The 24,865-nt window shown below is 37.3% G+C and carries 19 protein-coding genes; 12 read left to right on the forward strand and 7 right to left on the reverse strand.

Translation table 11 applies throughout. The features are described 5' to 3' along the window. Nucleotides 1–24 precede the first annotated feature (24 nt). Entirely contained in the window at nucleotides 25–996 is a 972-nt protein-coding gene (locus tag MHH95_RS12425) for a TDT family transporter (RefSeq protein WP_340727831.1), read from the reverse strand. Between the two features lie 215 nt (nucleotides 997–1,211). Between MHH95_RS12425 and MHH95_RS12430 the strand changes: the two genes are divergently transcribed. Both MHH95_RS12430 and MHH95_RS12435 read left to right on the forward strand, forming a co-directional pair. After that, entirely contained in the window at nucleotides 1,212–1,775 is a 564-nt protein-coding gene (locus MHH95_RS12430; protein ID WP_340727832.1) for a DNA-3-methyladenine glycosylase I, read from the forward strand. Further along, nucleotides 1,732–2,121, forward strand: a complete 390-nt coding sequence (locus MHH95_RS12435; protein WP_340727833.1) for a hypothetical protein — start codon at nucleotides 1,732–1,734, stop codon at nucleotides 2,119–2,121. Before MHH95_RS12430 ends, MHH95_RS12435 begins: the two co-directional genes overlap by 44 nt. A gap of 320 nt (nucleotides 2,122–2,441) precedes the next feature. On the opposite strand, the gene MHH95_RS12440 is transcribed toward MHH95_RS12435, so the two are convergent. From MHH95_RS12440 to MHH95_RS12455, 4 genes are all read right to left on the reverse strand, one after another. Next, the gene (locus MHH95_RS12440) at nucleotides 2,442–2,861 is read right to left on the reverse strand and encodes a universal stress protein (protein ID WP_340727834.1); all 420 of its coding nucleotides are present in this window, start codon (nucleotides 2,859–2,861) and stop codon (nucleotides 2,442–2,444) included. A 10-nt stretch (nucleotides 2,862–2,871) separates the two neighbouring features. Beyond that, the gene (locus MHH95_RS12445; RefSeq protein WP_340727835.1) at nucleotides 2,872–4,305 is read right to left on the reverse strand and encodes a SulP family inorganic anion transporter; all 1,434 of its coding nucleotides are present in this window, start codon (nucleotides 4,303–4,305) and stop codon (nucleotides 2,872–2,874) included. Between the two features lie 506 nt (nucleotides 4,306–4,811). Next, the gene (gene yfkAB / locus MHH95_RS12450) at nucleotides 4,812–5,927 is read right to left on the reverse strand and encodes a radical SAM/CxCxxxxC motif protein YfkAB (RefSeq protein WP_340727836.1); all 1,116 of its coding nucleotides are present in this window, start codon (nucleotides 5,925–5,927) and stop codon (nucleotides 4,812–4,814) included. A gap of 162 nt (nucleotides 5,928–6,089) precedes the next feature. Further along, a complete protein-coding gene (locus MHH95_RS12455) occupies nucleotides 6,090–8,024 on the reverse strand; it encodes a right-handed parallel beta-helix repeat-containing protein (RefSeq protein ID WP_340727837.1) in 1,935 nt (644 codons plus the stop codon). Between the two features lie 280 nt (nucleotides 8,025–8,304). On the opposite strand from MHH95_RS12455, the gene MHH95_RS12460 reads away from it, so the two are divergent. The 6 genes from MHH95_RS12460 to MHH95_RS12485 all read left to right on the forward strand — a co-directional run bounded on the left by MHH95_RS12460 (nucleotide 8,305) and on the right by MHH95_RS12485 (nucleotide 19,962). Further along, nucleotides 8,305–9,423, forward strand: coding sequence for an AAA family ATPase (locus MHH95_RS12460; protein WP_340727838.1), 1,119 nt, complete (start codon nucleotides 8,305–8,307; stop codon nucleotides 9,421–9,423). A 27-nt stretch (nucleotides 9,424–9,450) separates the two neighbouring features. Further along, nucleotides 9,451–10,809: a vWA domain-containing protein gene (locus MHH95_RS12465; RefSeq protein ID WP_340727839.1), complete on the forward strand. Its 1,359-nt coding sequence runs from the start codon at nucleotides 9,451–9,453 to the stop codon at nucleotides 10,807–10,809. Nucleotides 10,810–10,936: 127 nt separating this feature from the next. Further along, nucleotides 10,937–11,767 (forward strand): DUF2785 domain-containing protein, encoded by an 831-nt coding sequence (locus MHH95_RS12470; protein WP_340728759.1) that lies wholly within the window; start codon nucleotides 10,937–10,939, stop codon nucleotides 11,765–11,767. A gap of 312 nt (nucleotides 11,768–12,079) precedes the next feature. Beyond that, on the forward strand, nucleotides 12,080–14,776 hold the full coding sequence (gene acnA / locus MHH95_RS12475) for an aconitate hydratase AcnA (RefSeq protein WP_340727840.1): 2,697 nt from the start codon (nucleotides 12,080–12,082) through the stop codon (nucleotides 14,774–14,776). Nucleotides 14,777–15,140: 364 nt separating this feature from the next. Beyond that, on the forward strand, nucleotides 15,141–17,306 hold the full coding sequence (locus MHH95_RS12480; protein ID WP_340727841.1) for a 5'-nucleotidase C-terminal domain-containing protein: 2,166 nt from the start codon (nucleotides 15,141–15,143) through the stop codon (nucleotides 17,304–17,306). 343 nt (nucleotides 17,307–17,649) lie between these two features. After that, complete coding sequence (locus MHH95_RS12485; RefSeq protein WP_340727842.1) at nucleotides 17,650–19,962, forward strand: YhgE/Pip domain-containing protein; 2,313 nt, start codon at nucleotides 17,650–17,652, stop codon at nucleotides 19,960–19,962. Between the two features lie 129 nt (nucleotides 19,963–20,091). Here MHH95_RS12485 and MHH95_RS12490 read toward each other — a convergent pair whose 3' ends face one another. Continuing rightward, nucleotides 20,092–20,385 carry a YxcD family protein gene (locus MHH95_RS12490; protein ID WP_340727843.1) on the reverse strand — a complete coding sequence of 98 codons (294 nt, stop codon included), beginning with the start codon at nucleotides 20,383–20,385 and terminating at the stop codon, nucleotides 20,092–20,094. Then, nucleotides 20,373–20,831 carry a hypothetical protein gene (locus tag MHH95_RS12495; RefSeq protein WP_191699068.1) on the reverse strand — a complete coding sequence of 153 codons (459 nt, stop codon included), beginning with the start codon at nucleotides 20,829–20,831 and terminating at the stop codon, nucleotides 20,373–20,375. Before MHH95_RS12495 ends, MHH95_RS12490 begins: the two co-directional genes overlap by 13 nt. Nucleotides 20,832–21,072: 241 nt before the next feature. Between MHH95_RS12495 and MHH95_RS12500 the strand changes: the two genes are divergently transcribed. The 4 genes from MHH95_RS12500 to MHH95_RS12515 all read left to right on the forward strand — a co-directional run bounded on the left by MHH95_RS12500 (nucleotide 21,073) and on the right by MHH95_RS12515 (nucleotide 24,855). Beyond that, the gene (locus tag MHH95_RS12500) at nucleotides 21,073–22,056 is read left to right on the forward strand and encodes a diaminopimelate dehydrogenase (RefSeq protein WP_340727844.1); all 984 of its coding nucleotides are present in this window, start codon (nucleotides 21,073–21,075) and stop codon (nucleotides 22,054–22,056) included. Between the two features lie 225 nt (nucleotides 22,057–22,281). Beyond that, nucleotides 22,282–22,554, forward strand: a complete 273-nt coding sequence (locus tag MHH95_RS12505; protein WP_340728760.1) for a YhdT family protein — start codon at nucleotides 22,282–22,284, stop codon at nucleotides 22,552–22,554. After that, complete coding sequence (gene panF / locus MHH95_RS12510) at nucleotides 22,554–23,999, forward strand: sodium/pantothenate symporter (RefSeq protein ID WP_340728761.1); 1,446 nt, start codon at nucleotides 22,554–22,556, stop codon at nucleotides 23,997–23,999. Before MHH95_RS12505 ends, panF begins: the two co-directional genes overlap by 1 nt. 121 nt (nucleotides 24,000–24,120) lie before the next feature. Beyond that, nucleotides 24,121–24,855 carry a GTP cyclohydrolase II gene (locus tag MHH95_RS12515; RefSeq protein WP_340727845.1) on the forward strand — a complete coding sequence of 245 codons (735 nt, stop codon included), beginning with the start codon at nucleotides 24,121–24,123 and terminating at the stop codon, nucleotides 24,853–24,855. Nucleotides 24,856–24,865 lie beyond the last annotated feature (10 nt).

Below are 24,865 nucleotides of genomic sequence, written 5' to 3' on the forward strand. Positions count from 1 at the left end.
GAATGTTTCAATATTTTAATATTATTAAGAAATTGCCTCTTTTTTATCAGTAACAATTGCCCGCTTTTGGCGTAGCTGTACTGTTAAATAATTGATATAGCGTACGAAAACATAAAGCACCATAACCGAAGAGAATATTAATTGGAAATAAAAATAGATCGTTAACCAATGACTCAACGTTTCACTCTGTTCAAAGAAATGAATCACTGCATTGGTCGCTGTTGCGGAAATAACCAATGGGAAAGTAAATGCTGCATAGCTTGGATAAAATGGGAGCTTAAGAGCACTCGGTAATTTCGTTAATACTAAAAGATACAATAGCTGTGCAACGATAAAGAAAGTGACGACAATAACTAATTGCGCTTCAAACTGCTTAAAGTAGGCTGCCAAACTAAGCGATACTGGAGCAGTTAAAATCGTCAGCATCGGAATAGTAGGTTCAGGCAGATCTTTGCGAATAAAGCCACGTAAAATAATAATTGGCACTAAAATAATAAATGCACTTACAGCAAAAATTAAAATACTCTTCGTGAACATTCCTGATAAATTACCGGCTGTTAAAGGCATTACAGCCGTCCCTACAAACAAAATGAGCCAGCTTGGAAAGATATTCGAAATTGTGACTTTATTTTTCCAAACAAAGGTTTTGATGAAGTATATAATAATAGCAATTTGTAAAACGGCAGCGGCACTCCATAAAAGATGTATTACAGCTTCCGGAATACCGTAATAGTGCAACCCATTACTGATTGATAAAGTCCCCATTGTAAAAGTAGGGGAGACAGATGCAATAATTGGGTTTTGCATTTCCTTCACTACAGAAGAGAAAGCAAAAAGAATTTTCCCCACGATTAAAATAAACAGTAGTATGCCAATAAAAAAGAAAAAATGTCCCGTTACTGACTGATTCATACTTAATAATAAATTCCCCAATGAAATGAAAGCGAGCATAAGGCCGCTAATCGGAATAGGGATAACCTGCAATAAATTTCTCACGATGTTCCTCCAATATATGTGTGTGTACGCTTTATGAAATATGTCGAAAATCATACACATTTGTTCAGTATAATCTATTTTACTTCGTAATTTTTAATCCTACAACCGCAAAAGCAATAGACGAAATTAATATAATACTTTAAGCTTACCGTTTATTTGACATAGTTTCCGAAAATCCCTTACAGTTGAAAATAAAACAAGGATGCGGTGATAACATGGAGCGTTGTAGTTGGGTGAAGTTAAATGAGCCGATTTATGTGAAATATCACGATGAGGAATGGGGAGTACCGGTTTATGATGACCGGAAATTGTTTGAAATGCTCTGTCTTGAAGGGGCACAGGCAGGATTGAGCTGGCTGACGATTTTAAAGCGCAGAGAAGGATACATAGAAGCATTTGATCAATTTAATGCCAATAAAATCGTTCAGTATGATGAAGACAAATTAACGGCATTAAAAAACGATGAGCGCATTATACGGAATCAACTGAAAATCAATAGTGTTGTTTCAAACGCGAAAAGTTTCCTTGCGATTCAAAAGAAATATGGCTCTTTTTCAAATTATATATGGTCCTTTGTTGATGGCAAGCCAATTATCAACGCGTGGGAAAACCCGCAAGACGTTCCAATTACAACCGAGATTAGTGATCAGATGAGTAAACAATTAAAAAAAGACGGATTTAAATTTGTCGGAAGTATCATTTGCTATTCCTATATGCAGGCGGTCGGTATGGTAAATGATCATACAGTTAATTGCCATTGTTATAAAAATTTACGATGAGGTGAGTGCAATAAAGAAAAAAGTTGGATTGGCAATTGCTATAATATTCATTTTAATAGGGATTATTTTAGTTTCTTCTAATTTTAATTATGAAATAACCGAAGATTTATACGGTTTCCCTATTCCAATAAAAGCGGAATTAGTTCAAGAGAGTGAACGAGTGAAAAGTTATAATTGGTCAAGGGCTTCCGAGGAAAATGGGATACCACTTGATTATGAAATTGTTCTGAAATTAAATGGTTGGAAAAAAGGAGAACGAGAAGGGGCTAACGTATTATATACAAAAGGAAATCATACCATCAATTTGGCTTCCTACCATAAAGTAATAGATATTATGGAGAGATAGCAGTTGCAAGCATTCTTTTACAGAATGTCCTTTTTCATGCTTGAAATTATGCAGAGATTTTTTTGATATAGAAGAAAAATTAGTTGTTCGTAGTGAAGGCGGCGACTCCTTGGGGACAAGCAAAATTTATTTTGCGACGAGTAATCGCAGGAGCACGTGGGAGAGACTACAGGCTCGAGCCGTGCCCCCAGGAAAGCGTCCGCCGTAACGGAGAACAACGGCTACAGGGCAGACACAAAAATAAAGCTGTTCAAATTTTACGATGAGTAAGTTTGAACGGCTTTATTTTTGAGGAGGATTTTGTCCCAGCCTCTTATGCTTTATTTGACAATCATAGCAGGACATTGAACACGTTTCATCACCTTATGCGATACACTTCCTAAAACCATTTCCTGCAAACTGTTTAAGCCACGGCTGCCGATTACGACTAAATCTATATTTTGTGTATTGGCATATTTAATAATCTCTGGGGCGGGTGATCCGTGAATCATTTCTACCTTGCATTTGATTTGCTCATCTTTGAATAATTGTTCAATCGGTACAATCTTTTGGCGACGCTCCATATAAAGACCTTCATTGGAACTCGCATGCAATACTTCAGTTTTCACTTTTACCATATCAATGACAAAAATTATAGTTACCATTGTTTCATGGGTTAATTTTGCTATTTTTACAGCTTCCTTAGCTGCTCGAAACGAGTTTTCGGAACCATCTGCGGCTAGTAAAATATGTTGATACATAATACCACTCCTAATCGGTTAATGTAGTACCTGTTAATTTTTTCATGAGCTGTTTGCTCGATTCATCAATATTTAAGAAGGCTACCTCTATATTTTTCGCTTTAAGTTGATCTTTTACCTTCATTAAAGCCCCAATTGCTGAATCATCCCAAACTTTACATTGTGCAAAGTCAATTTGAATAGAAGGTTGCTCAACTGAATTTGATTTGAAATAGTCGATAAAGCTTTCTGTTGACGCAAAGAATAACTGACCTTTTACGAAATAAGTAGTGCCTTGCTGAGAAATCGTAACACGGGAAATTTCATTGACAAAGAATAGGGCACTTACAACAATACCTGCCACAACACCTAGTGCTAAATTGTGCGTATACAATACGACACCAATTGTAAGCAGCATAACAAAAACGTCTTTCTTTGGTGCTGTCACCGCATATTTAAACGAATGCCAGTCAAATTGTGTAATACACACAACAACCATAACACCAGCGAGTACAGGCATTGGAATCTGCACGACATAGTCTCCTAAAACCAATATTAAAAACATTAAAAATACACCAGCCACAAAAGTAGACAAACGACCTCTTGCACCGGACTTTACATTAATGACTGATTGCCCGATCATAGCACAGCCGGCCATACCTCCGAAAAAGCCATTGATGACATTGGCAATTCCCTGTCCACGGGCTTCTTTATTTTTGTCACTTTCTGATACGGTCATATCATCCAGAATTGAAGCCGTTAATAAAGATTCCACCAAGCCGACAACAGCTAAAGCTAAAGAATAAGGTAAAATAATCATCAATGTTTCAAAAGTAAACGGAATATCAGGAATGAAAAAAGAAGGTAGGGATTGCGTAATTGTTCCCATATCTCCAACTGTGTTTAAATTAAACCCAGAATAAATGGCGACTACTGTTAAGATGACGACCGCTATAAGAGGCGCCGGGATTCCTTTAATAAAAAGTGGAATTAAGTATATCAGCACAATCGTCCCGAGTAAAAACACCCATGTCATGAGGTTTCCACCGATAAAGTGAGGTGTTTGAGCGATAAAGACTAAAATGGCTAATGAGTTTACAAAACCAATCATGACAGCGTTTGGGATAAACTTCATTAGTCTTGCAATTTTTAATACACCAAAAATAATTTGAATAATTCCTGTTAGGATTGTGGCGGCTAATAGATACTGTAATCCGTGGTCCTTTACAAGTGAGACGATAACAAGGGCCATCGCACCCGTTGCTGCAGAGATCATTGCTGGGCGTCCGCCAACAAAGCTGATTGTGACAGCGATAACAAAGGAGGCATACAATCCGACCATCGGATCTACTCCTGCTAAAATAGAAAAAGCAATTGCTTCCGGAATCAGTGCCAATGCAACAACTAAACCTGCAAGTACATCCGCACGTATATTTCCAAACCATTGCTCACGTAAATTGTCCATATAGGGTATAGCTCCTTTAAATAATCTTCTACTATAATATCATGTGACCAAGATGTTGCGATAGCTTTTATAAGTTCAACTGAGTTAATCAGCATTTGGACACAACGAAAAGGAACTTAGACACAACCTAAAAAATGCCATTATTCTCCTTGAGAGAAATGACATTTTTTGCTAGCATAAAAAATTGATTTCCATTCCGGGACGCTTTCCGCGGGCACGGCCTGAGCCTGTAGTCTCAGGCGTCGTGCTGTTCCCGCAGGAGTCGCCCTCCATTCCAATCAATTTTAAAGTAGACGTTTTAAAATAAGGGTCTTTTCCTTATTTAATGAAAATTTCTACTTCTATCCCAGCCCACTTTTTGCTTATCTTAAAATTAATTTCATTTACAGGGAAACTTTCAGAGAGAGCAAAGCGAGCTATTTGTCACAGGCATCGTGCGTTTCCCCCAGAAGTCTTCCCTCCAATCAATTCAAATAATATTAGTTTGTTCTTCAATTACGACTCTGTTATTTTACTGAACCACTAATAAATTGTTCGTCCTGATAATACATGTTTTTAACGAGTACATTAGGGCCGAGGCATTTTACAGCAGGGCAGTGGCAGTTAAGGCTTTTCGCCAAATCCGTTTCAAGCCATTTATCAAAAATTACCGGTAACGAATCGGACGTAATATTGCCTAAAGCCGGTGTATCTCCAAAGTCTGTTACGATAACGTCACCTGTGAAAATATTAATATTTAAACGAGAACGTCCGTCCGGGTCATTACGCATTGTTACATTTGGAGCGTTGCGTAAGCGGTCCAGTAATTTTTGGTCTTCCTCGGTTTTACTGCAAGGGTAAAAGGGAAGAGTTCCAAACAGCATCCAAGTTTTTTCATCGCGAATATCCAGTAAATGATGAATCGCTTCACGCGTTTCCACAAGTGATAATGAAGTTAAGGCACTGGCGAAATCTGATGGATACATTGGGTGGATTTCATGACGCGCACATTTCATTTCCTCTACAATTTGCTTGTGGATATGGTCTAAGTAAGGCAATGTTTTTTTGTTCAACATCGTTTCTGCAGATACCATGACCCCATTTTCAGCAAGCATTTTTGAGTTATCAATCATACGCTGAAATAAAGCGGCACGCTGATCAAATGTTGGTTTCCGTTCCATCATCGCAAAGCCAGTTTCAACGAATTCCTCAATAGTACCCCAGTTATGGGAAATATGCAGTACGTCTAGATATGGCGCGATTTCGAGGTAACGCTCACCATCAATTGTTAAATTGGAGTTCATTTGTGTACGGACACCGCGGCTATGCGCATATTTTAAAAGCGGTAAAACATACTCACGTACAGATTTACGTGACATCATTGGTTCTCCGCCTGTGATTGAGATTGTTTGAAGATGAGGAATCTCATCCAAACGCTTTAAAATTAAATCGATTGGTAAAGCATCGGGATCTTTAGTCTGCAATGTATAGCCAACTGCGCAGTGTGCACAGCGCATGTTGCATAATGTAGTAGTAGTGAATTCAATATTCGATAAAGTCAACTTACCATGTTTTTCGATATCCATATAGGCTTCCCATGGGTCGTAGCTTGTCGTAATGCTTTGTTTTTCTAATGTAGTCATTTTAGTTCGATACTTCCTTTCCAACAATTTATTTTCTCATAAATTATTTGAGATGCAACCTAAAACCTTATTTAACTTGGATTTATTCTGAAAGGTCGAGCACCTAAAAAGCATCAACAAAAAAACTACCTGACGTTTATTAACATACAGGTAGCATACTATTTAGCTTATCTCATCCATGTTGTAAGTAATTTGACTGTTGTTCTCACTGTAAAATTTCGAACCAAACGAATTGTCTACCATTGTTTCAGCGAGATAAATTTTAGAAAAATTAACTGCCTGAATATTAAAGTTGAACTTTGCGTTTTGTATGATGCAGTTTGAAGCATGCAATACGGAGTTGTTTTGCACATAAATATCCGATTCACGACCTTCAGTTAGCTGTGTTGCTTTCAGTTCAACGGTAGATTCCGAGTCAATCCATATTTGCGGATAGCCGTGATTGGAAATGAATGAATCTTGAATCAATGCCTCGGCATGATTTTTAATAATAAAACCATTCCGTTCGCCTTCGAGCAATTCACTGTTTTTGAAAATAATCGAACTATCATTGACAATTACCTGTGGCATTTTATGCGAGGAAATTTGACTTTCAATAATATTCACCGATGTATCTTTCATCGCTATTATTCCGTTCGTTTGCCCGTCAATGATTTTGGAATTTTGGATAGTGGCATTGATATGATCAATCATTTCTATTTGGGCACCGGTTCCATCCTTAATGATAGAATCGATAATGTCCAATTGGCAATGGTCAATAACAAAAATACTTTTTCCACCCGTTAATTCACTGTGACTAATATGAATCGTGCTGTCGTTTTTCCCGGCAATATGCGCCAGATCGTTATGATTAAATTGGCAGTTATCCAACGTCGCCTTTGCATTATTAACGGCAAATAGCCCATTCCCATTATTATGATGAATTGTTGTATTCAACAGAAACATTTCTGCTTCGATTACCGTAAGTGCCGCATTTTTATGGCCTGTAATCGTACTGGATACTATGGAACAAGAAGACCCTTTCTCCGCAAAGACTCCAATCTGCTTTCCATCCTCAATCGTTACACTTTTTAATGTACAGATCGAATTTTCCGTGATGAAAAGTTGCGGTAGGACATTATGTGCAAACACCGTATCAGTAAAGTTGGCAATTGATTTTTCCTTTAATTGAATGCCAACTCCCTGACTATTAAGTACTTCACTATTTGTCATATTCAACAAAGATTCAAATGTCAGTTGCACATTGGCTATTTTATGAAATGAAAGCACAGTATCGGAAATCGTTGCTTCCGCATATTCCCGCAGCATAATACCCGATTCACTTCCATGCTGTATTTGACACTCGCTAATGTTCAAGGAGCTTTTTTGAATCCATAATTGGGGAAGGGTATGATGATGAACTGTAGTTTGAGCGAGATGAATTATCGAATGTTCGGATGCATATATCCCGTTACCTTCGCCTTGCTTGATTTCACTTTCTTTTATATCCAATAGCGAATGGTCCTGTATGACTATTTGTGTACCTGAATGGTGATGGACTTTTACATTATTTAAATAGGCCTTTGAATTCGATTTAGCCCATATCGCCTGATTACCTTTTGAAAGCTCGCAATTTTCCAAGTGGGCAGTGGAGTTTTCCAAGAGTAAATGCACTTTTTTGTTTTGTTCAAAATGGCAGTATTCGAAATGTGCTTTACTGTCGGAAATGAGGGTTACGCCAATATCCGGTGCATCTCTGAAATGGGTTTTCTCACAATGTGCAGTGCCGCCCTTCATTGCGATTAGGACGTTTGTTAGACCACCTTGAATAACACAGTTCTTTAAAATTAACTGACCTTCTACAAAAATTTGCGACGTAGGTTGAATGGTCATGTTTTCAAAAGTAACGACAGCTGCTTTAGCGATGAGTATCGCTCCTTCTACGACAACGGTTCCTGCATTTTTAGCAGTAATTGTTCTACTGTCCAGAAAAGTTAACGTCTCTTTATATTTGCCGGCATTTACGACGATTATGTCGTCATTTGTTGCCTTTTGAACAGCTCGGCTGATTGTTTTCACCGTTGAAAAAAATGAAGTAGACACTTTTACTATCACCATACGATTCCTCCTGCAAAACATGCTATATGTAATATGTTCACGTAAAATAACGAAAATAATCATTTAATTTAAAAATTACATAAAAAAAGTTTTAGTTACTACTATTTAAAATAGTATAAAACGACCTGAATTATTCCTCCAATTAAATGAAAGACCTGTCAAATTCAAGAAATAGGTTTAAAAATCACGTAGGAAGTGAAACTTTAAATAGGAAGAGAAATACATCATACATAAAATCCATACATTGCAGATTTCTTAGTAGAAGAAAAGGGAGTGTAATATGGAAAAGCAACTACAAATTATCCAACAACAATTAAATGAATGTTTTTATGATAGGGAAGAAGAAGTCGAGGCATTATTAATTGCACTTTTATCTAAACAACATGTGTTATTTATAGGTCCAGCGGGTACAGGTAAGAGTGTGTTATCGTCAATGCTTGGCTCCATTGTCGATGAAAGCCGTTACTTTCAGCATTTGCTGACACCTTTCAGTACACCGGAAGAGTTATTTGGCGTGCTGTCATTGAAGGATTTGGAACAGGGAATTTATAGACGGAATGTAACCAATATGCTACCTGAAGCGCATTTTGCATTTATCGACGAAATTTTTAAAGCAAATTCAGCTATATTAAATTCGTTGCTTACACTCATTAATGAGCGAATTTATTATAACAATGGAGTTCCAATACCTTCTCCGCTTTTAACAATTGTAGGTTCTTCCAATGAATATATAGAAGAAGGCGAAGGTCTGGAAGCGTTATTTGACCGTTTTTTGCTTCGCTATGAAGTTGATTATATTCGTAATGAGGATTCCTTCATCTCTATGTTGAAAGATCAAAATGAAAAAAATGTTTCAAAAATATCGCTGGAAGAGCTTTATGAGCACCAGGAACTAGTAGCGAATATTGACGTTTCGGACGGCATTCTTAAAATGATTGCTAAAATTCGTCAAGCACTAAAAGACGAGGGAATAAGACCTTCTGATCGCCGGTTTAAACAGTCCCTGTCCATCTTAAGGGCGAAAGCTTACTTAGCTGGAAGAACAGAAGTTGTTAGAGAAGATTTAGCGATAATGGCGAATGTTTTATGGGAAACAAGCGATCAAAAAAGTTCGGCGAAAGAAATTATTCATGAGATTGCCTTTGATACAGTAGATGCGTTTATTCACCGTACGACAGCTGAATTCGAAACGATTATGCTGACTGCACAAACTACATTACTTCATAGGACACCGATAGCACGAACAGAACTTAGTCAATTATTAATGCAGGGGAAATCATTGTTTATGGAAGTGCAAAACATGAATCGCCAAATACCTAATCGGCCGGAATTACAAAGTTTAAAAACTGAAATGCATAAACAGTTGCTACGAATTACGTCGGATGTTATCGGATTTTAAATTATGCTTTAAGGTGGTGAACAATGCTTGAGAGGTAACGTATTTGTATTTTATAGTCGATCTGTTTTCGACATCAGCGCGACTTATAAAGAACGTTTCAACGAGCTTTTAAAAATGGCGGCAAGGTTAAATGACAGCTGTGTAGCAGGTGAAAGAAAAGTTGCCGGTTTTACGAATTTAATTGGGGATTGCTGGTATGCCTTTTATCATAAGGAGCCAATCTTAAAAGGAAATATCGATCGTGTCGATGATACACAATTCGAATTTATCCGTCATCTACTGAAAAATGAGGAATACGTTCAATGGCACTCCTTAACACAGGGAGATGATTTATTAAGTGTCCTAACATCAATCAGTATTGCGGAACAGCTGCTTCAAAATTTAGAGCTGTTAAATAATGATACGTATGCTGTAAATTCTCAACAGAACGGTCAGGAACTTGGTGCCAGTACAGCACAAATGAAAGCACATATTCGACAGCTTGGAGAAACGTCAATTAGTATGATGCTCCAAGAAAATAAAAAGAAAATCCGCAATACGAAAAAAGCTGTTCGAACAGTTGGTACAATGGATGGCAAAAAAATTGAAAATATTCCGTTGTCAGATCAATTTAAACTCGCTTCAGTCATCGGTCAGAGAAAGGAACTGCAACGCATTGCAGACTTAGTTGGTCGTTTTAAAAAAATCGCCATGAAAAAACAAAAGATGAAAAATCAGCGTAATATGGAATTTCGAAATATTTCAACCGGGCATGAAGTGTCGCGAATACTACCGCTCGAATTAGCCAATTATATGATGAGGCCAAGTAAGCTGGATTTTTTAAAACGACTAAGTGAACAGCAGACCTTCGTATTTGGTACGAAAGGGAAAGCACGTAAAGGGAAGGGACCCATTATTGTCTGTATTGATGAAAGCAGTTCCATGACAGCGATAAAAGAGCAGAGCAAAGCATTTTGTATTGCGCTGTTAACAATCGCTAAAAAGCAAAAGAGAGATTTTGCCATTGTTCCATTTGCTACAAATATAGGAGAAGTTGTCTTTTTTAGAAAAGGTCAAGCGACTACCGACGATTTAATCCAATTCAGCAATAGCTTCTTAGGTGGCGGTACGAATTACGAGTTACCTCTTCGTGAATCGTTAAATATTTTATTGAAAAGTGAGTTCAATAAAGCGGATCTATTGTTTGTTACGGATGGTTCGAGTTTTTTGCCAACGAGATTTGTCGAAGAATTTAATCACTTAAAAAAGAAAAAACAATTCGAATGTACAGCTGTTGTTTTAACAAATTTATTTAATGCAATTGATTTAAATGTCGTCCAGAAATTTTCAGATCGTGTCATTGAAGTAAATGAACTTTTTGAAGCTGGTGATGCGTTCGTTCTATAGGTGCAAATTGGTATTGATAATCATCCCTTTCCAATTTTGCGTACGTTCTCCTAGTCAAAAAGCTTACCGTCTCTTACAATGGTATAGATAATAATGGGTATATGATTTAGGGGGCGTTTTTTTGTTAGTGGAAGATTATGATGAATTATTTGAAATGTCGGTAGATGAACGAAAACATTATATTCAGTTGAATCCTACCATTGTGGAAAATTTACTGGATGGAGTTGGCAAGGAAGATGCTGCCATTCGAGACCAGTTAAATTATCGTTTGTTTATCCAACTTTTAACGGAAAATGCGCTAAGCGAAAAGGTGATTAATCAATTTGTCGATCATCTTTTTGCGGATAAAGGTCTACTTGCCAATATTGGTGAAAGTGGGACAGGCGCGGTTTTTCAACGGTCATATTCTGCCCTGTATTTGGCGGCAATTGTAAATGCTGATCGACAACTTTCCTATTTAAATAAGGAACAATTGGAACAGATTACACAAAATGCGATTGATTTATTAACAAAGGAACAGGATTTACGCAGCTATGTTAATATAAAGTCCGGTTGGGCGCATAGTGTTGCAAATGCGTGTGAGCTCTTATGTGCAATTATCGAACACCCCGAGTATTCAATTCGCTTTACTTTCCAAATATTGCAGGCGATCCGTGCAAATTTATGGAAAGACTATGTATTCATTGATGATGAAGACGAACGTTTTTGCAATGTCATTAACGCCTTGATAGTAAAGGGTATTGAGGAAGATTTATTCATTGAATGGTTTGAACAGCTTTTTGACCAGCTAGAAGCATCTGCTTACGCGCAGGGGTATAGTGCACTTTGGTATAAAGCAAGAACTAATCAATTAAATTTAAGCAAAACACTTTACTTCTATTTGAAATTTGCAAATCGACATGAAAAGTTACGGAGTACCGTATCGATATTCATACAGCGGTGGATAAAGTTAGGTTAACTTTTATTTTACTGCTATAATGAATTTTGTGGAAAAATGTTATGAAGCAATGAAAACCCTCCATCTAAATAGGATTTAATTTGAATAAGGAAATTGTTGGTAAGTATAGTGTGAGGCTAACTTTTTAACGACGTAGGAATTCTAAATAATATTGTAGAATAAATATGTATTTCCGATAGGTCATAATTAAAACTTATTGTAAAAGATAATAATAATGCAATTTACTTATGTATAATAATGCGTTATTATTGAATGTGGAGAAAAGAGCTTTATAACCTTTTCGATTATGAAAAAACTAGGGGGAACACAAAAATGGCAAACTTACACAACAGTCGTTCTTCATTTGAAGTGAACGGTAAGACTTACAACTACTACCGTTTAGCTGCTCTTGAAGAAGCTGGTATCGCAAAAATTTCACGCCTACCTTATTCAATTAAAGTATTATTAGAATCAGTATTACGTCAATATGACAACTATGTAATTAAAGAAGAGCACGTAAACGATTTAGCAAATTTCGGTTCTCACAACCAAGAAGCTGAAGTACCATTCAAGCCTTCACGCGTTGTATTACAAGATTTCACTGGTGTACCAGTAGTAGTTGACTTAGCTTCATTACGTTCTGCAATGAAAGAAATGGGTGGAGACCCAGCTAAAATCAACCCAGCTATCCCAGTTGACCTTGTAATTGACCACTCAGTACAAGTAGACAAATACGGTAATGCTGCAGCTTTACAAGCGAACATGGATTTAGAGTTCGAACGTAACGCTGAACGTTATAACTTCTTAAAATGGGCTCAAACTGCTTATGATAACTTCCGTGCTGTACCACCTGCAACAGGTATCGTACACCAAGTTAACTTAGAGTATTTAGCTCCAATCGTACACGTTAACGAAACAGAAGACGGTTTAATCGCATTCCCTGACTCAGTAGTAGGTACTGACTCTCACACAACTATGATCAACGGTATCGGTGTTCTAGGTTGGGGTGTTGGTGGTATCGAAGCTGAAGCTGGTATGTTAGGTCAACCATCTTACTTCCCAATTCCTGATGTTATCGGTGTTAAATTAGTTGGCGAATTACCAAACGGTACAACTGCAACTGACTTAGCATTAAAAGTAACACAAGTATTACGTGCTCGTGGTGTAGTAAACAAATTCGTTGAGTTCTTCGGACCTGGCGTACCTGCTTTACCACTTGCTGACCGTGCAACAATCTCTAACATGGCTCCAGAATATGGTGCTACTTGTGGTTTCTTCGCAGTTGACGAAGAATCATTAAACTACATGCGTTTAACTGGCCGTGACGAAGAGCACATTGCTGTTGTTGAAGCTTACTTAAAAGCTAACGACATGTTCTTTGATGCTGACTTAGAGCCAGTATACACAGACGTATTAGAAATTAACCTTGGGGATATCGAAGCTAACCTTTCTGGTCCTAAACGTCCACAAGATTTAATTCCTTTAACTGAAATGAAACGTGTTTACCGTGAATCAGTAGTAGCTCCACAAGGTACTCAAGGTTTCGGTTTAACAGAAGAAGAATTCTCTAAAACATCTACTGCTAAATTTGCAGAAGGTGACGTAGAAATTCCAGCAGGTGCTGTAGCAATCGCTGCAATCACTTCTTGTACAAACACTTCTAACCCATACGTATTATTAGCTGCTGGTTTAGTTGCTAAAAAAGCGGTTGAGTTAGGAATCAAACCTGCTAAGTGGGTTAAAACTTCTTTAGCACCAGGTTCTAAAGTTGTAACTGGTTACCTAGAAGAGTCTGGTTTACAAGACTACTTCGACCAAATCGGTTTCAACACTGTAGGTTACGGTTGTACAACATGTATCGGTAACTCAGGTCCGTTATTACCAGAATTAGAAGAAGCAATCAAATCAAACGATTTATTCGTAACTTCTGTATTATCAGGTAACCGTAACTTCGAAGGCCGTGTACACCCATTAGTAAAAGCTAACTTCTTAGCTTCACCACCATTAGTTGTTGCTTACGCTTTAGCTGGTACTGTAGATATCGACTTACAAAAAGACGCTATCGCACAAACTCCAGACGGTAAAGATGTATTCTTCGCTGACATCTGGCCATCAACTGAAGAAGTTAATGAAGTATTAAATAAAGTTGTTACTCGTGAATTATTCCAAAAAGAATACGAAACAGTATTCACTGCTAACGAAGCTTGGAATGCAATCGAAACTTCAACTGAAAACTTATATACTTTCGATGAAAAATCAACTTACATCCAAAACCCACCATTCTTCACTGGTCTTTCTAAAGAGCCAGATGCTATCCAAACATTAGCTGGAATGCGTGTAATGGCTAAGTTCGGTGACTCTATCACTACTGACCATATCTCTCCTGCAGGTGCGATCGGTAAAGATACACCAGCTGGTAAGTATTTAATCGAAAACGGTGTTGCAATCCGTGACTTCAACTCTTACGGATCTCGTCGTGGTAACCACGAAGTTATGATGCGCGGTACATTCGCGAACATCCGTATCCGTAACCAAATCGCTCCAGGTACAGAAGGTGGTTTCACTACTTACTGGCCAACAGGCGAAGTTGAGTACATTTACGATGCTTGCATGAAGTACCAAGAGCAAGGTACTGGCTTAGTAGTATTAGCTGGTAACGACTACGGTATGGGTTCATCTCGTGACTGGGCTGCTAAAGGTACATTCTTATTAGGCGTTAAAACTGTAATCGCACAATCTTATGAGCGTATTCACCGTTCTAACCTAGTAATGATGGGCGTATTACCACTACAATTTATGGATGGCGATTCTGCTGATTCATTAGGATTAAAAGGTGACGAAATCATCGACGTTAACTTAACAGATGATGTTAAACCACGTGATATCCTAACTGTTACTGCAACTTCTCCAGAAGGTAAAGTAACTGAGTTCAAAGCATTAGCTCGTTTCGACTCAGAAGTAGAAGTAGACTACTACCGTCACGGTGGTATCCTACAAATGGTATTACGTGCTAAAGCTGCACAACAATAATACTGTTTAACATAAGTAGCACAAACCATGTATTTGGTTTGTGCTACTTTTTTTATGTTTGAAATTGCCTGGAAATGAGGTGTCGAATAATAAAAATAGTGTCGAATAAATTCTCTCGCGATTAATAAATAGAATTTAAAGTCTAATATCAAAATACTATCGTTAAATAAAATTTTTTGGAATTAGTAGAAACGTATAAATGAAAAGAATAATCCAGAATTGTTCGTATAAACACAAACCTCAAAATACATAAAGAACGCAATATTTTGTTAATTTTACATTAATTTTTCAGAAAATGTGGAAATTTCTATAATATTCAGCTACTATCAAAAAGGTAGGTAAAAATATTATTGGGGGTTTTTTTATGAAGAAAAAGAAAATGTATTCAGTAACAGCTTTAGCAGCATTTACTGCAGTAGCTGTTGGCGCAACAGGTGTTTTAGCAGAAGAAGCAATTTTTACAGATGTAAGTGCTAACCATCCATATGCGGATGGAATTAATGCATTAACAGCTGCAGGCGTTGTAAAAGGATTTGGCGATGGTACATTTAAGCCGGATACAACTGTTACACGTGGACAAGCAGCTAAGATGATTGCAGGTGCTTTAAAACTTGATACAACAAATGTAAAGAATCCTAATTTCAAAGATATCGAAACTTCAAATCAATATTACAACCAAATTGCTGCATTAGTAGCAACAGGCTTTGTAAATGGTTATGAAGATGGTACATTCCGTACAGCAGATAAAATTACACATAATCAATTTGCAAAAATTTTAACAAATGTTTCTGCCGTTTATCCGGTTGATGCAACAGCATTATTAACAGAAGCAAAAGTAGTGTTCAATCCAACAAAACAACTTACACGTGGAGAACTTTCTAGTGTATTAGCTACGATGTTAGCAGGTGCAACACCAGCTCCAGAGCCAGAACCAACTCCAGAATCAGAAAATGATAACTACAAATTATCGATTATGCATGTAAACGACACACATGCACGTGTAGAAATGCTTCCAAAATTAATGACAGCGGTCAAAGATTATCGTACAACAACGCCGGATTCCTTACTTCTGCATGCTGGTGATATTTTCAGCGGTACACTTTACTTTAATGAGTTTGAGGGACAAGCAGATTTACCGTTTTTAAATGCACTGAAATTTGATGCAATTACATTAGGAAACCATGAATTTGATTTAGGTTCTTCACCAGAGGGACATAAAGCATTGGTCGACTTCATTAAAGCAGCGCAATTCCCGGTAGTGACGGCAAATGTTGATTTTTCTAAGGATGCATTATTTACTGGGTTATTCTCGGATTTAGTGTCAAGTGAGCCGGAGAACGGCAAAATCTATGCGGGTATGATTAAAGAAGTGAACGGTGAAAAAGTAGGTATTTTCGGTTTAACGACTGCTGAAACGGAAGATATCGCTTCACCAGGAAGTATTGCGTTTGAAAATTATATTGAAGAAGCGAAAAAAGCAGTAAAAGCATTTGAAGATAAAGGTGTAGACAAAATTATTGCCTTAACACATATCGGATTTGATGATAATCCTGCATATGATAATGATCAAATTCTAGCAAAATCAGTACCTGGAATTGATATTATCGTAGGTGGTCACTCACATACAGAGCTTAAAGAGCCATTCGTTGTGGATACGAATACAGTAGGCGAGAAAAAAGATGTAACATTAATTGTGCAAGCGAAAGAGTATGCTAGTTTCCTAGGTACATTGAATGTTGAATTCGATGAAAATGGTGTCATTGTTAAGCATGAAGGACAATTAGTTGAAATCGGTAAACTTGCTGATGATGCAGAAGGTTTAAAAATGTTAGCACCATTTAAAGAAAAAGTGGATGCTATTTCTTCAGCTGAAATTGGGGTTACATTAACGGAAGAGTTAGTAAGTCCACGTACTTCTGAAACTATTAAAGTTGGTGTACGTAATAGCGAAACAGTTTTAGGAAACATTATTACAGACGGTATGCTTACAAAAGCGAAACAATATACGGATAAAAAAGTTGTAATGGCAATGCAAAACGGTGGTGGTATTCGTGCTGCAATTCCAGCAGGTAATATTACAACTGGCCAAGTTATTACAGTGTTACCATTTGGTAATACGCTAGCATTGATGGATGTTACAGGTGCTGAGATAAAAGCTGCATTTGAACATGCTGTTAAAGATGCTCCAAAAGAAAGTGGCGGGTTCCTACACATTTCAGGTGCTAAGCTAGAGTACGATTCTTCTAAAGAAGCTGGCTCTCGCGTAGTTTCAGTCAAATATTATGACGAAGCGACAAAAACGTATGTTGATGTAGCGGATACCGAAACTTACACAGTTGCAACAAATGCCTTTACTGCTAAAGGCGGCGACGGATTTGATATGTTCAAGAAGGCATATGAAGATGGCCGTGTAACTGATTTAGGACTATCGGATTGGGAAAACTTAAAAGAACAACTTTTATCAATGAAAGAAATCAAATATACAACAGAAGGTCGTATTGTAGACGTTGCGACAGTAGAAGCAAAATAATATTGAAATTGAAAAAATCACTAATTTGGGCGACCAATTTAGTGATTTTTTTTATTTTATTTTCAGCAATATTATTATGATAAATGAGCTATTAATTTTATAGTTAAATAACTTATAAAATAGAAAATTCTGAAAAATAGACGAATGAACTATGGTAGATTATTATATAGCAATTACTTTGTCCTATTTTTTGAATATTAATATGAACAAAATTCACGTACTATAGAGAAAATATTTACATTTTATAGTAGAAATATGTAAAAACTTAGAATATATTAATGTATATACGTAATGAGTAATGATTCATTCGTATATAAGTAATAGTTCAAAAAGGGGGGATTTTATGGGGTCATTTCAGTTATTCGGAAAAGAGCTAAGTTCGCTCAAAAATCGTAAAGGATTACTTTTTACATTGATTGGCATTATGTTAATTCCAATTGTCTACGTAGCTGTATTACTTTCTGCTACATGGGGACCGTATGACAATTTGGATAATCTGCCGGTCGCCTTCGTCAATAAAGATGCGGGCGGTGTATCAAGTGGTCAACCGATCAATGTCGGCAATGACTTAATGGAAACATTGAAGGAAAGTAAGTCATTGGGGTGGCATTTTGTTTCTGAAAAAGAGGCAATGGATGGGCTCAAAAAGCAGGAATTTTACTTAGTAGTGGAAGTACCTGAGGACTTTTCACAAAAGGTAACAACAGTCCTTGATGCAAATCCGCAAGTACCTGAGCTGCGATACATCCAAAATGAAGGGTTAAACTTCATGGGTGCCCAAGTAACGAATAGTGCGGTGGAAAGGCTTCGCGAACAATTAGGGGACAAAATTACTGCAACATATGCCAGAACAGTATTTGCTAGATTTACAGATATAGAGACAGGATTTGCAACTGGTGCAGATGGGTCGAAGCAAATTTTAACTGGTACAGAACAGCTAGCTGAGGGCACAAACACATTGCTATCATCATTAACTGATAAATCAGCCGATATTAATCAACTAGCTGCTGGTGCAAAAACAGCGGATGATGGAGCAGGTCAACTTTTATCAGCGATTACTGGCGGGACAAGTAATATTAACCGTTTAGCTAGTGGCGCGAAAGAAGTAGCAAGCGGGGCTGGCCAATTAAAGAACGGTTCCGAACAAGTTTTAGCTGGATTAAATTCAATCCAAGGAGCAACGAATCAGGTATATAATGGTTTGCAACAATTGCAGCCAGGTTCTGAAGAGTTATTAAATGGATTACAGCAGCTTTCAACGGGTGCAAATCAGTTGTATGCAGGAATTGCATTAGGTGATGGAACTGCAGCTAATCCAGGGTTAGCTAATGGCTTAGCTCAATTAGCTACAGTATTACAGTCAAAACAAGCGGATATTGAGCAATTAGGTCAAGGCGCACAACTTCTACAAGGATTGGCACAAGCACCGGGTATGGAAACATATCGTGCGAATTTGTTGGCTTTAAGCGAAGGCTTAACAGAATTAGCAACAATTTACCCAGTTGCTGTTCAAAGTGCAAGCGCTTTAAATAATGGTGCTCAACAAATTGCACAATCGATGCCAAGCTTAACAACAGGATTGGAAAATGCAATTGTTGGTCAAAAAACAATTGTAGGAGGCATTGATGCGCTTGTAAAAGGTCAAGGTCAAACTGTTGCAGGAGTAGGTCAGTTAGTAAACGGACAAAAGGCGGTAGTATCAGGTGCCACTCAATTAGCTAGTGGTGCTTCACAAGTAGCCAATGGTAACCAAACGTTAACTAGCTCTTGGAATCAGTTGGGCACAGGTGTATCCAACCTGAAAAACGGCTTAACTCAAATCAGTACTGGTAATGAAACAGTAGCATTAGGTTGGCAAACAATGACTGAAGGTGTTACTTCATTAAATGATGGTGTTAACCGCCTTCAAGCAGGATCTAATGATTTAGCTACTGGTTTAGAAGGTGGACGTGATCAAGTAGCATCTTTACGAATTACTGATGAAAATATCGCGATGTTCTCTTCACCAGTTGCACTAGCTGGCGAAAAGGTGAATCCATATGAATATTACCGTGATTCAACAGCACCGTATATTTTATCGTTAGCATTATTTGTAGGTATGCTTGTACTATCACTGTTCGTTGATTTCAAAAAGCCAGCAGTACTACCAAAATCAGCGGTAAGCTGGTACGTTAGTAAATGGATGCAATTAGCGATGTTCGCTACAATCCAGGCGGTGCTTGTAACACTATTTACGCTAGTGGTATTACAATTATCAGTAGCTAATGTCATGCTATTTATTTTATTCGCTATTTTTGTAAGTATTGTATTTATGTCAATTATCTTCTTCCTAGTATCGGTTGCAGGTCATATCGGACGCTTTATCGCACTTGTGTTAGTCGTAGCACAATTATCGATTACAGGTTCGAATTTACCAATTCCGATGCTGCCGGAAAACTTACAGGCAGTAAGTTCATTCTTACCATTTACGTATTCGATTTCAGGCTTTAAATCGGTTATTTCATTAGGAGATGTTTCATTATTATCTTCTAATGCCGCAATACTTGCCATCTATTTAGTAGGGGCATCGGTGTTGGCATTCATCGCATTTATCGTAAGCTACAAAACTCTTACGACAAAGTATACACCAGAAGTAGAAGTGCAACCGACTGTTTAAATAGCCATTATGTAAATATGAAAGCCCCGAAATTTGTCGCGCACAAGTTTCGGGGCTTTCTGTATATTCGATAAAAATCCAATAAAAAAGTGCTGAAACGTTATGTTTCAACACTAATAATTTATCTAATTAAAATTCAACATGTGCAATCATACCTTCTTCATCATCAATGTCGAGTGAAATACGTGCAGACATTGAGTCACGGCCTAGTTGCTCGTCGATGTAAAGACGTAGTGCCATAATGAAATTTACTGAGTTGTATACATCCAACTGACCATTATAGAATGCTTCTGCTGAATAGCCTGCTACATCATCGTACATAAGCTCCACTTCAACTTCATCAGGTGTTACATTTTTGAATTTTGCATGGAATAAACATACGGCATTAATTAAATCTTGTTCAAGTAATGTTAGCTTTTCCAAGTATCTGTTACCTCGTTATCTTTTTTACGTTTAATAATTTGATAAATTTTAACTAGGAAGAATACGATTGCTGCAATTGCTGCAACGTTTATAAGTAAGCCTAAAATGTTACCTAACATACCCATACCGGCAAATAAACTACCGAATAATAAACCAGCTAAACCACCAAGCATTAAGCCTTTCATTAAGCCGCCTTTGTTTGAAGCTGTGTTTGTATTATCTTTTTTAGTTGTTGTACCGTTGTTTTGTTTTGCAGCAGGGTTTGTAGCATCATTATTATTCTTTTGAATATTTGAGTTGTTATTGTTGTTATTGCTAAAGCCTTTTTTCCCTGATTTATAGGATTTTGCTTCAACAGTTTGTGCATCGTTAGCGAATAAAATTGTAGAACCTACACTTGAAAATACTAATGCAAACGCTAACAGTATAGCTGATAATTTTTTCATGTCTTTCCCCCATATTTTCTTTTTATTTACTTTAGTAGTATATCAAAAAATGAATGAAATAGAAAATGAAAACTCTTTTATGTAAATAGAGCATGCTTTACTCGAAAGATAACATTTGCTTGTAAAATAATCGAAAGATATTGTATTCGTAAAAATGAAATTGTATGATGAATAGAATATTCTGAATTTACATAACTATGTAAGTTAAAAAAAGCGCCAAATAGTTTAGGAGGAAGAAATGATGAGTAATATTCGTATTGGTATTGTAGGTTACGGAAATTTAGGACGTGGGGTAGAAGCGGCGATCAGTCAGAATGCTGACATGGAATTGGTAGCTGTATTCACGCGCCGAGACCCTAGAACCGTTTCAATAAAATCAGCTAATGTACCAGTATATTTAGTGGAAGATGCACCGAAATATAAAGAGCAAATTGATGTCATGATTTTATGTGGAGGTTCTGCGACAGATTTACCAGAGCAAGTCCCTCACTTTGCCCAATGGTTTAATACAATTGACAGCTATGATACACATGCCAATATACCGGCATTTTTTGATGCAGCGGATGCAGTCGCACAACAGAATAACACTGTTTCGATTATTTCCGTTGGATGGGATCCAGGTTTATTTTCATTAAATCGTTTGCTAGGTGAAGCAGTGCTACCGGCAGGTCATACATATACATTTTGGGGTGATGGGCTAAGTCAAGGTCACTCTGATGCTGTACGCCGTATTAATGGCGTGAAAAAAGCAGTCCAATATACTTTACCTATTAAAGACGCGGTGAATCGTGTCCGTAATGGTGAAAATCCGGAACTGACAACGAGAGAAAAGCATGCTCGTGAATGCTATGTTGTATTGGAAGATGGCGCAGATGCAAACGTCATTGAAACAGAAATTAAAGAAATGCCGAATTATTTTGCAGATTATGATACATCTGTAAATTTCATTACGGAAACTGAATTTGATGAAAATCATCAAGGTATGCCACATGGAGGTTTCGTAATCCGTTCTGGTCAATCAGGCGAGGGTGATAAACAAATTTTAGAGTTCTCATTAAATTTGGAATCGAATCCTATGTTTACATCGAGTGTTTTAGTTGCATATGCACGTGCAGCCTACAAACTTCATGCTAAAGGAGATAAAGGAGCTAAAACGGTATTCGATATTCCTTTTGGCTTACTATCACCTAAATCTCCAACAGAATTACGAAAAGAATTACTTTAATTGGAAGAAAAAACGACGTCTATATTATAGTTAGACGCCGTTTTTTTGATTAAATTAATAATATTGTTTGCGAATTTCGTGGAATTTGGGCTTTTCTATTTAGAAAGTCTTTTCTTCTAACGCTTTGCCACGTATGATAGAGAGGATTATTCAACTTCTTTTAGCAAAAAGAATGATGTAGGCATCTTAAAAAGTTGCCAACGTAAATTGATATTTGAAGAAAGGATGTTTACTGTGCAGGATAAGCGTTTTAAAATCGCACATAAAGAAGCATTAATCGGAGTTATACTTGTCATTATTAACTTTGCGATTTGGTATGGTTTTGCTTATGGACTCGGTTCAGGCGATCCGCTTCAATATAAATATATTTTAGGGTTCCCGGCCTGGTTTTTCTATAGCTGTATTGCTGGAACAGTTTTTATGATTATTTGTATTTGGCTTGCGATGAAGCTTTTCTTCAAAGATATTTCACTTGAAGAGGAGGACAAGCATCAATGATTCATTGGCAAGTGATTGTACCACTTTTCATATTTCTAATCGTTATATTCGGAATTGGAATTTGGGCAAATAAACAAGTTCGAACGTCGACCTCTTTTATGCAGGAATATTTTTTAGGCGGTCGTGAAATGGGTGGATTCCTTCTAGCAATGACTATGATGGCTACATACGGAAGTGCATCAAGCTTTATCGGGGGCCCAGGTGTTGCTTATAATACGGGTCTCGGCTGGGTATTACTTGCAATGGCACAGCTTCCTGCCGGCTATTTTGTACTGATGGTTCTTGGTAAGAAATTTGCGATCGTATCGCGTCGTATTGAGGCGATTACATTAATCGACTTTTTAAAGAAACGCTATGACAGCCATACGATTGTTATTTTATCGGCCGTTAGCATTATTATTTTCCTATTTGCTTCAATGACAGCGCAATGGGTCGGTGGGGCACGATTAATTGAATCGTTGACTGGACTATCCTATACGAACGCACTACTGATTTTTGCGGTGGCTGTATTGGCATATGTAGTTATCGGAGGTTTCCGTGCCGTAGCATTAACCGATGCTTTGCAGGGGTCGATTATGATTATCGGGACAGTTATTTTATTAATTGCTACGGTAATTGCCGGTGGCGGAGTAGAAAATATTATGCAAGGGCTAGTTGCGGAAAATCCGAATTTAGTTTCACCATTTGGTGCAACTGGTAATTTAACACCTTTATATGTTTCAACGTTTTGGATATTAATCGGGTTAGGTGTAATCGGTTTACCTCAAATTGCTGTTCGTGCAATGAGCTATAAAGATTCAAAAAGCTTACACCGTGCTATTTTAATCGGTACGATCGGAATTGGTACAATCATGTTCGGCATGCATTTAATTGGTGTATTTGCGCGTCCTGTAATGCCAGGTATTGATGTTGGCGATAAGGTGATGCCTTTATTAACGCTTGAAGTACTGCCGCCTGTCTTAGCAGGTATTGTACTCGCTGCTCCGATGGCGGCGATTATGTCGACGGTTAATGCATTGTTAATATTAGTAAGCTCTACCGTTGTAAAAGATATTTATTTAAATTATATCAACCCAAAAGCTAGTGATACACAAATTAAAAACCGCAGTTTCTGGGTAACGACAATTATTGGAATTACTGTCGTTATTTTTGCCGTAAAACCGCCTGAACTATTAATTATGCTGAACTTATTTGCGTTTGGCGGATTGGAATCAGCATTCCTATGGAGCGTTGTGTTTGGACTCTATTGGAAAAAGGCGAACAAATATGGAGCAATTAGTTCGATGATTGTTGGTATAGTGCTGTATATTGTTATTTATAGCTTTGCAGAAAATATATACGGCATGCATTCGGTGACAATTCCTATTTTTGCATCTTTATTTACATTTGTAGTTGTAAGTTTAATTGCAAATAAAGTAAAGAAAATAGAGGATTATCATTTTTAAGAGCCCTTTCAAAAAAGCCGAAGCAATCATATGATAGATTGCTTCGGTTTATTTGACGTTATTAACTTATTATTATAAACTAGGTTACGTAAAGTAACTTAAAGAAACAAGGTGATCATATATGGAAAATATAATGGCAATTTTAAAAGATAAAATTCAGCTTATCCGTCGAGACGATCTGCAAAATATTGCACTTGTTGGACCGGTAAAGCTACCAATAAAACAAGGTGATTTTGAAGCGACTTTCCAATGGTATTCGTGGACTACTGTCGGGAAGGATTTAACGAAAGAGCAGGTAGTACAGTCAATACCATCGATGAATTTAGCTTTCGGGCAGCAATCATCTGTATTAGTATATGGTGATTTTACACATCATGAGAATGCTTTAATTCGCATGCACAGCATTTGTCATACAGGTGATATTTTCGGGTCACAACGCTGTGATTGCGGCTACCAATTGCATGAATCTATGAAAATGATAGTCGATCATGGCTGTGGAGCGATATTTTATCTGGCAGATCATGAAGGGCGCGGCATTGGCTTGTTTTCAAAATCACTTGCTTATTTATTGCAAGAGGAAGCTTTTGATACAGTAGAGGCAAATCATGCATTAGGCTTTGAAGATGACACACGTTCTTATGACCATGCCATTCGTGTATTGAAAGTACTCCGTGCAAAACCAGTGACACTTATTACGAATAACCCGAAAAAGCTGGACGCATTGCAAAAAAGCGGGCTTCTAGTGGCTGGTCATATACCTTTATGGGGCGGCCTAACTGAAACTAATGAACAGTATTTGCAAACGAAAGTACAAAAGTCTGGCCACATGGGTTTAGTTGAAAAGCTAACAGTTTAAGGGGAATGAA

Origin of the sequence: Solibacillus sp. FSL K6-4121, assembly GCF_038002585.1 — a bacterium.
Taxonomy (GTDB): Bacteria; Bacillota; Bacilli; order Bacillales_A; family Planococcaceae; genus Solibacillus; species Solibacillus faecavium.

Coding starts and splice junctions, on each gene's coding strand:
- MHH95_RS12430 (WP_340727832.1), top strand. CDS start 1,212: ATGGAGCGTTGTAGTTGGGTGAAGTTAAATGAGCCGATTTATGTGAAA.
- MHH95_RS12435 (WP_340727833.1), top strand. CDS start 1,732: ATGATCATACAGTTAATTGCCATTGTTATAAAAATTTACGATGAGGTG.
- MHH95_RS12440 (WP_340727834.1), bottom strand. CDS start 2,861: ATGTATCAACATATTTTACTAGCCGCAGATGGTTCCGAAAACTCGTTT.
- MHH95_RS12445 (WP_340727835.1), bottom strand. CDS start 4,305: ATGGACAATTTACGTGAGCAATGGTTTGGAAATATACGTGCGGATGTA.
- yfkAB (WP_340727836.1), bottom strand. CDS start 5,927: ATGACTACATTAGAAAAACAAAGCATTACGACAAGCTACGACCCATGG.
- MHH95_RS12455 (WP_340727837.1), bottom strand. CDS start 8,024: ATGGTGATAGTAAAAGTGTCTACTTCATTTTTTTCAACGGTGAAAACA.
- MHH95_RS12460 (WP_340727838.1), top strand. CDS start 8,305: ATGGAAAAGCAACTACAAATTATCCAACAACAATTAAATGAATGTTTT.
- acnA (WP_340727840.1), top strand. CDS start 12,080: ATGGCAAACTTACACAACAGTCGTTCTTCATTTGAAGTGAACGGTAAG.
- MHH95_RS12480 (WP_340727841.1), top strand. CDS start 15,141: ATGAAGAAAAAGAAAATGTATTCAGTAACAGCTTTAGCAGCATTTACT.
- MHH95_RS12485 (WP_340727842.1), top strand. CDS start 17,650: ATGGGGTCATTTCAGTTATTCGGAAAAGAGCTAAGTTCGCTCAAAAAT.
- MHH95_RS12495 (WP_191699068.1), bottom strand. CDS start 20,831: ATGAAAAAATTATCAGCTATACTGTTAGCGTTTGCATTAGTATTTTCA.
- MHH95_RS12500 (WP_340727844.1), top strand. CDS start 21,073: ATGAGTAATATTCGTATTGGTATTGTAGGTTACGGAAATTTAGGACGT.
- MHH95_RS12505 (WP_340728760.1), top strand. CDS start 22,282: ATGTTTACTGTGCAGGATAAGCGTTTTAAAATCGCACATAAAGAAGCA.
- MHH95_RS12515 (WP_340727845.1), top strand. CDS start 24,121: ATGGAAAATATAATGGCAATTTTAAAAGATAAAATTCAGCTTATCCGT.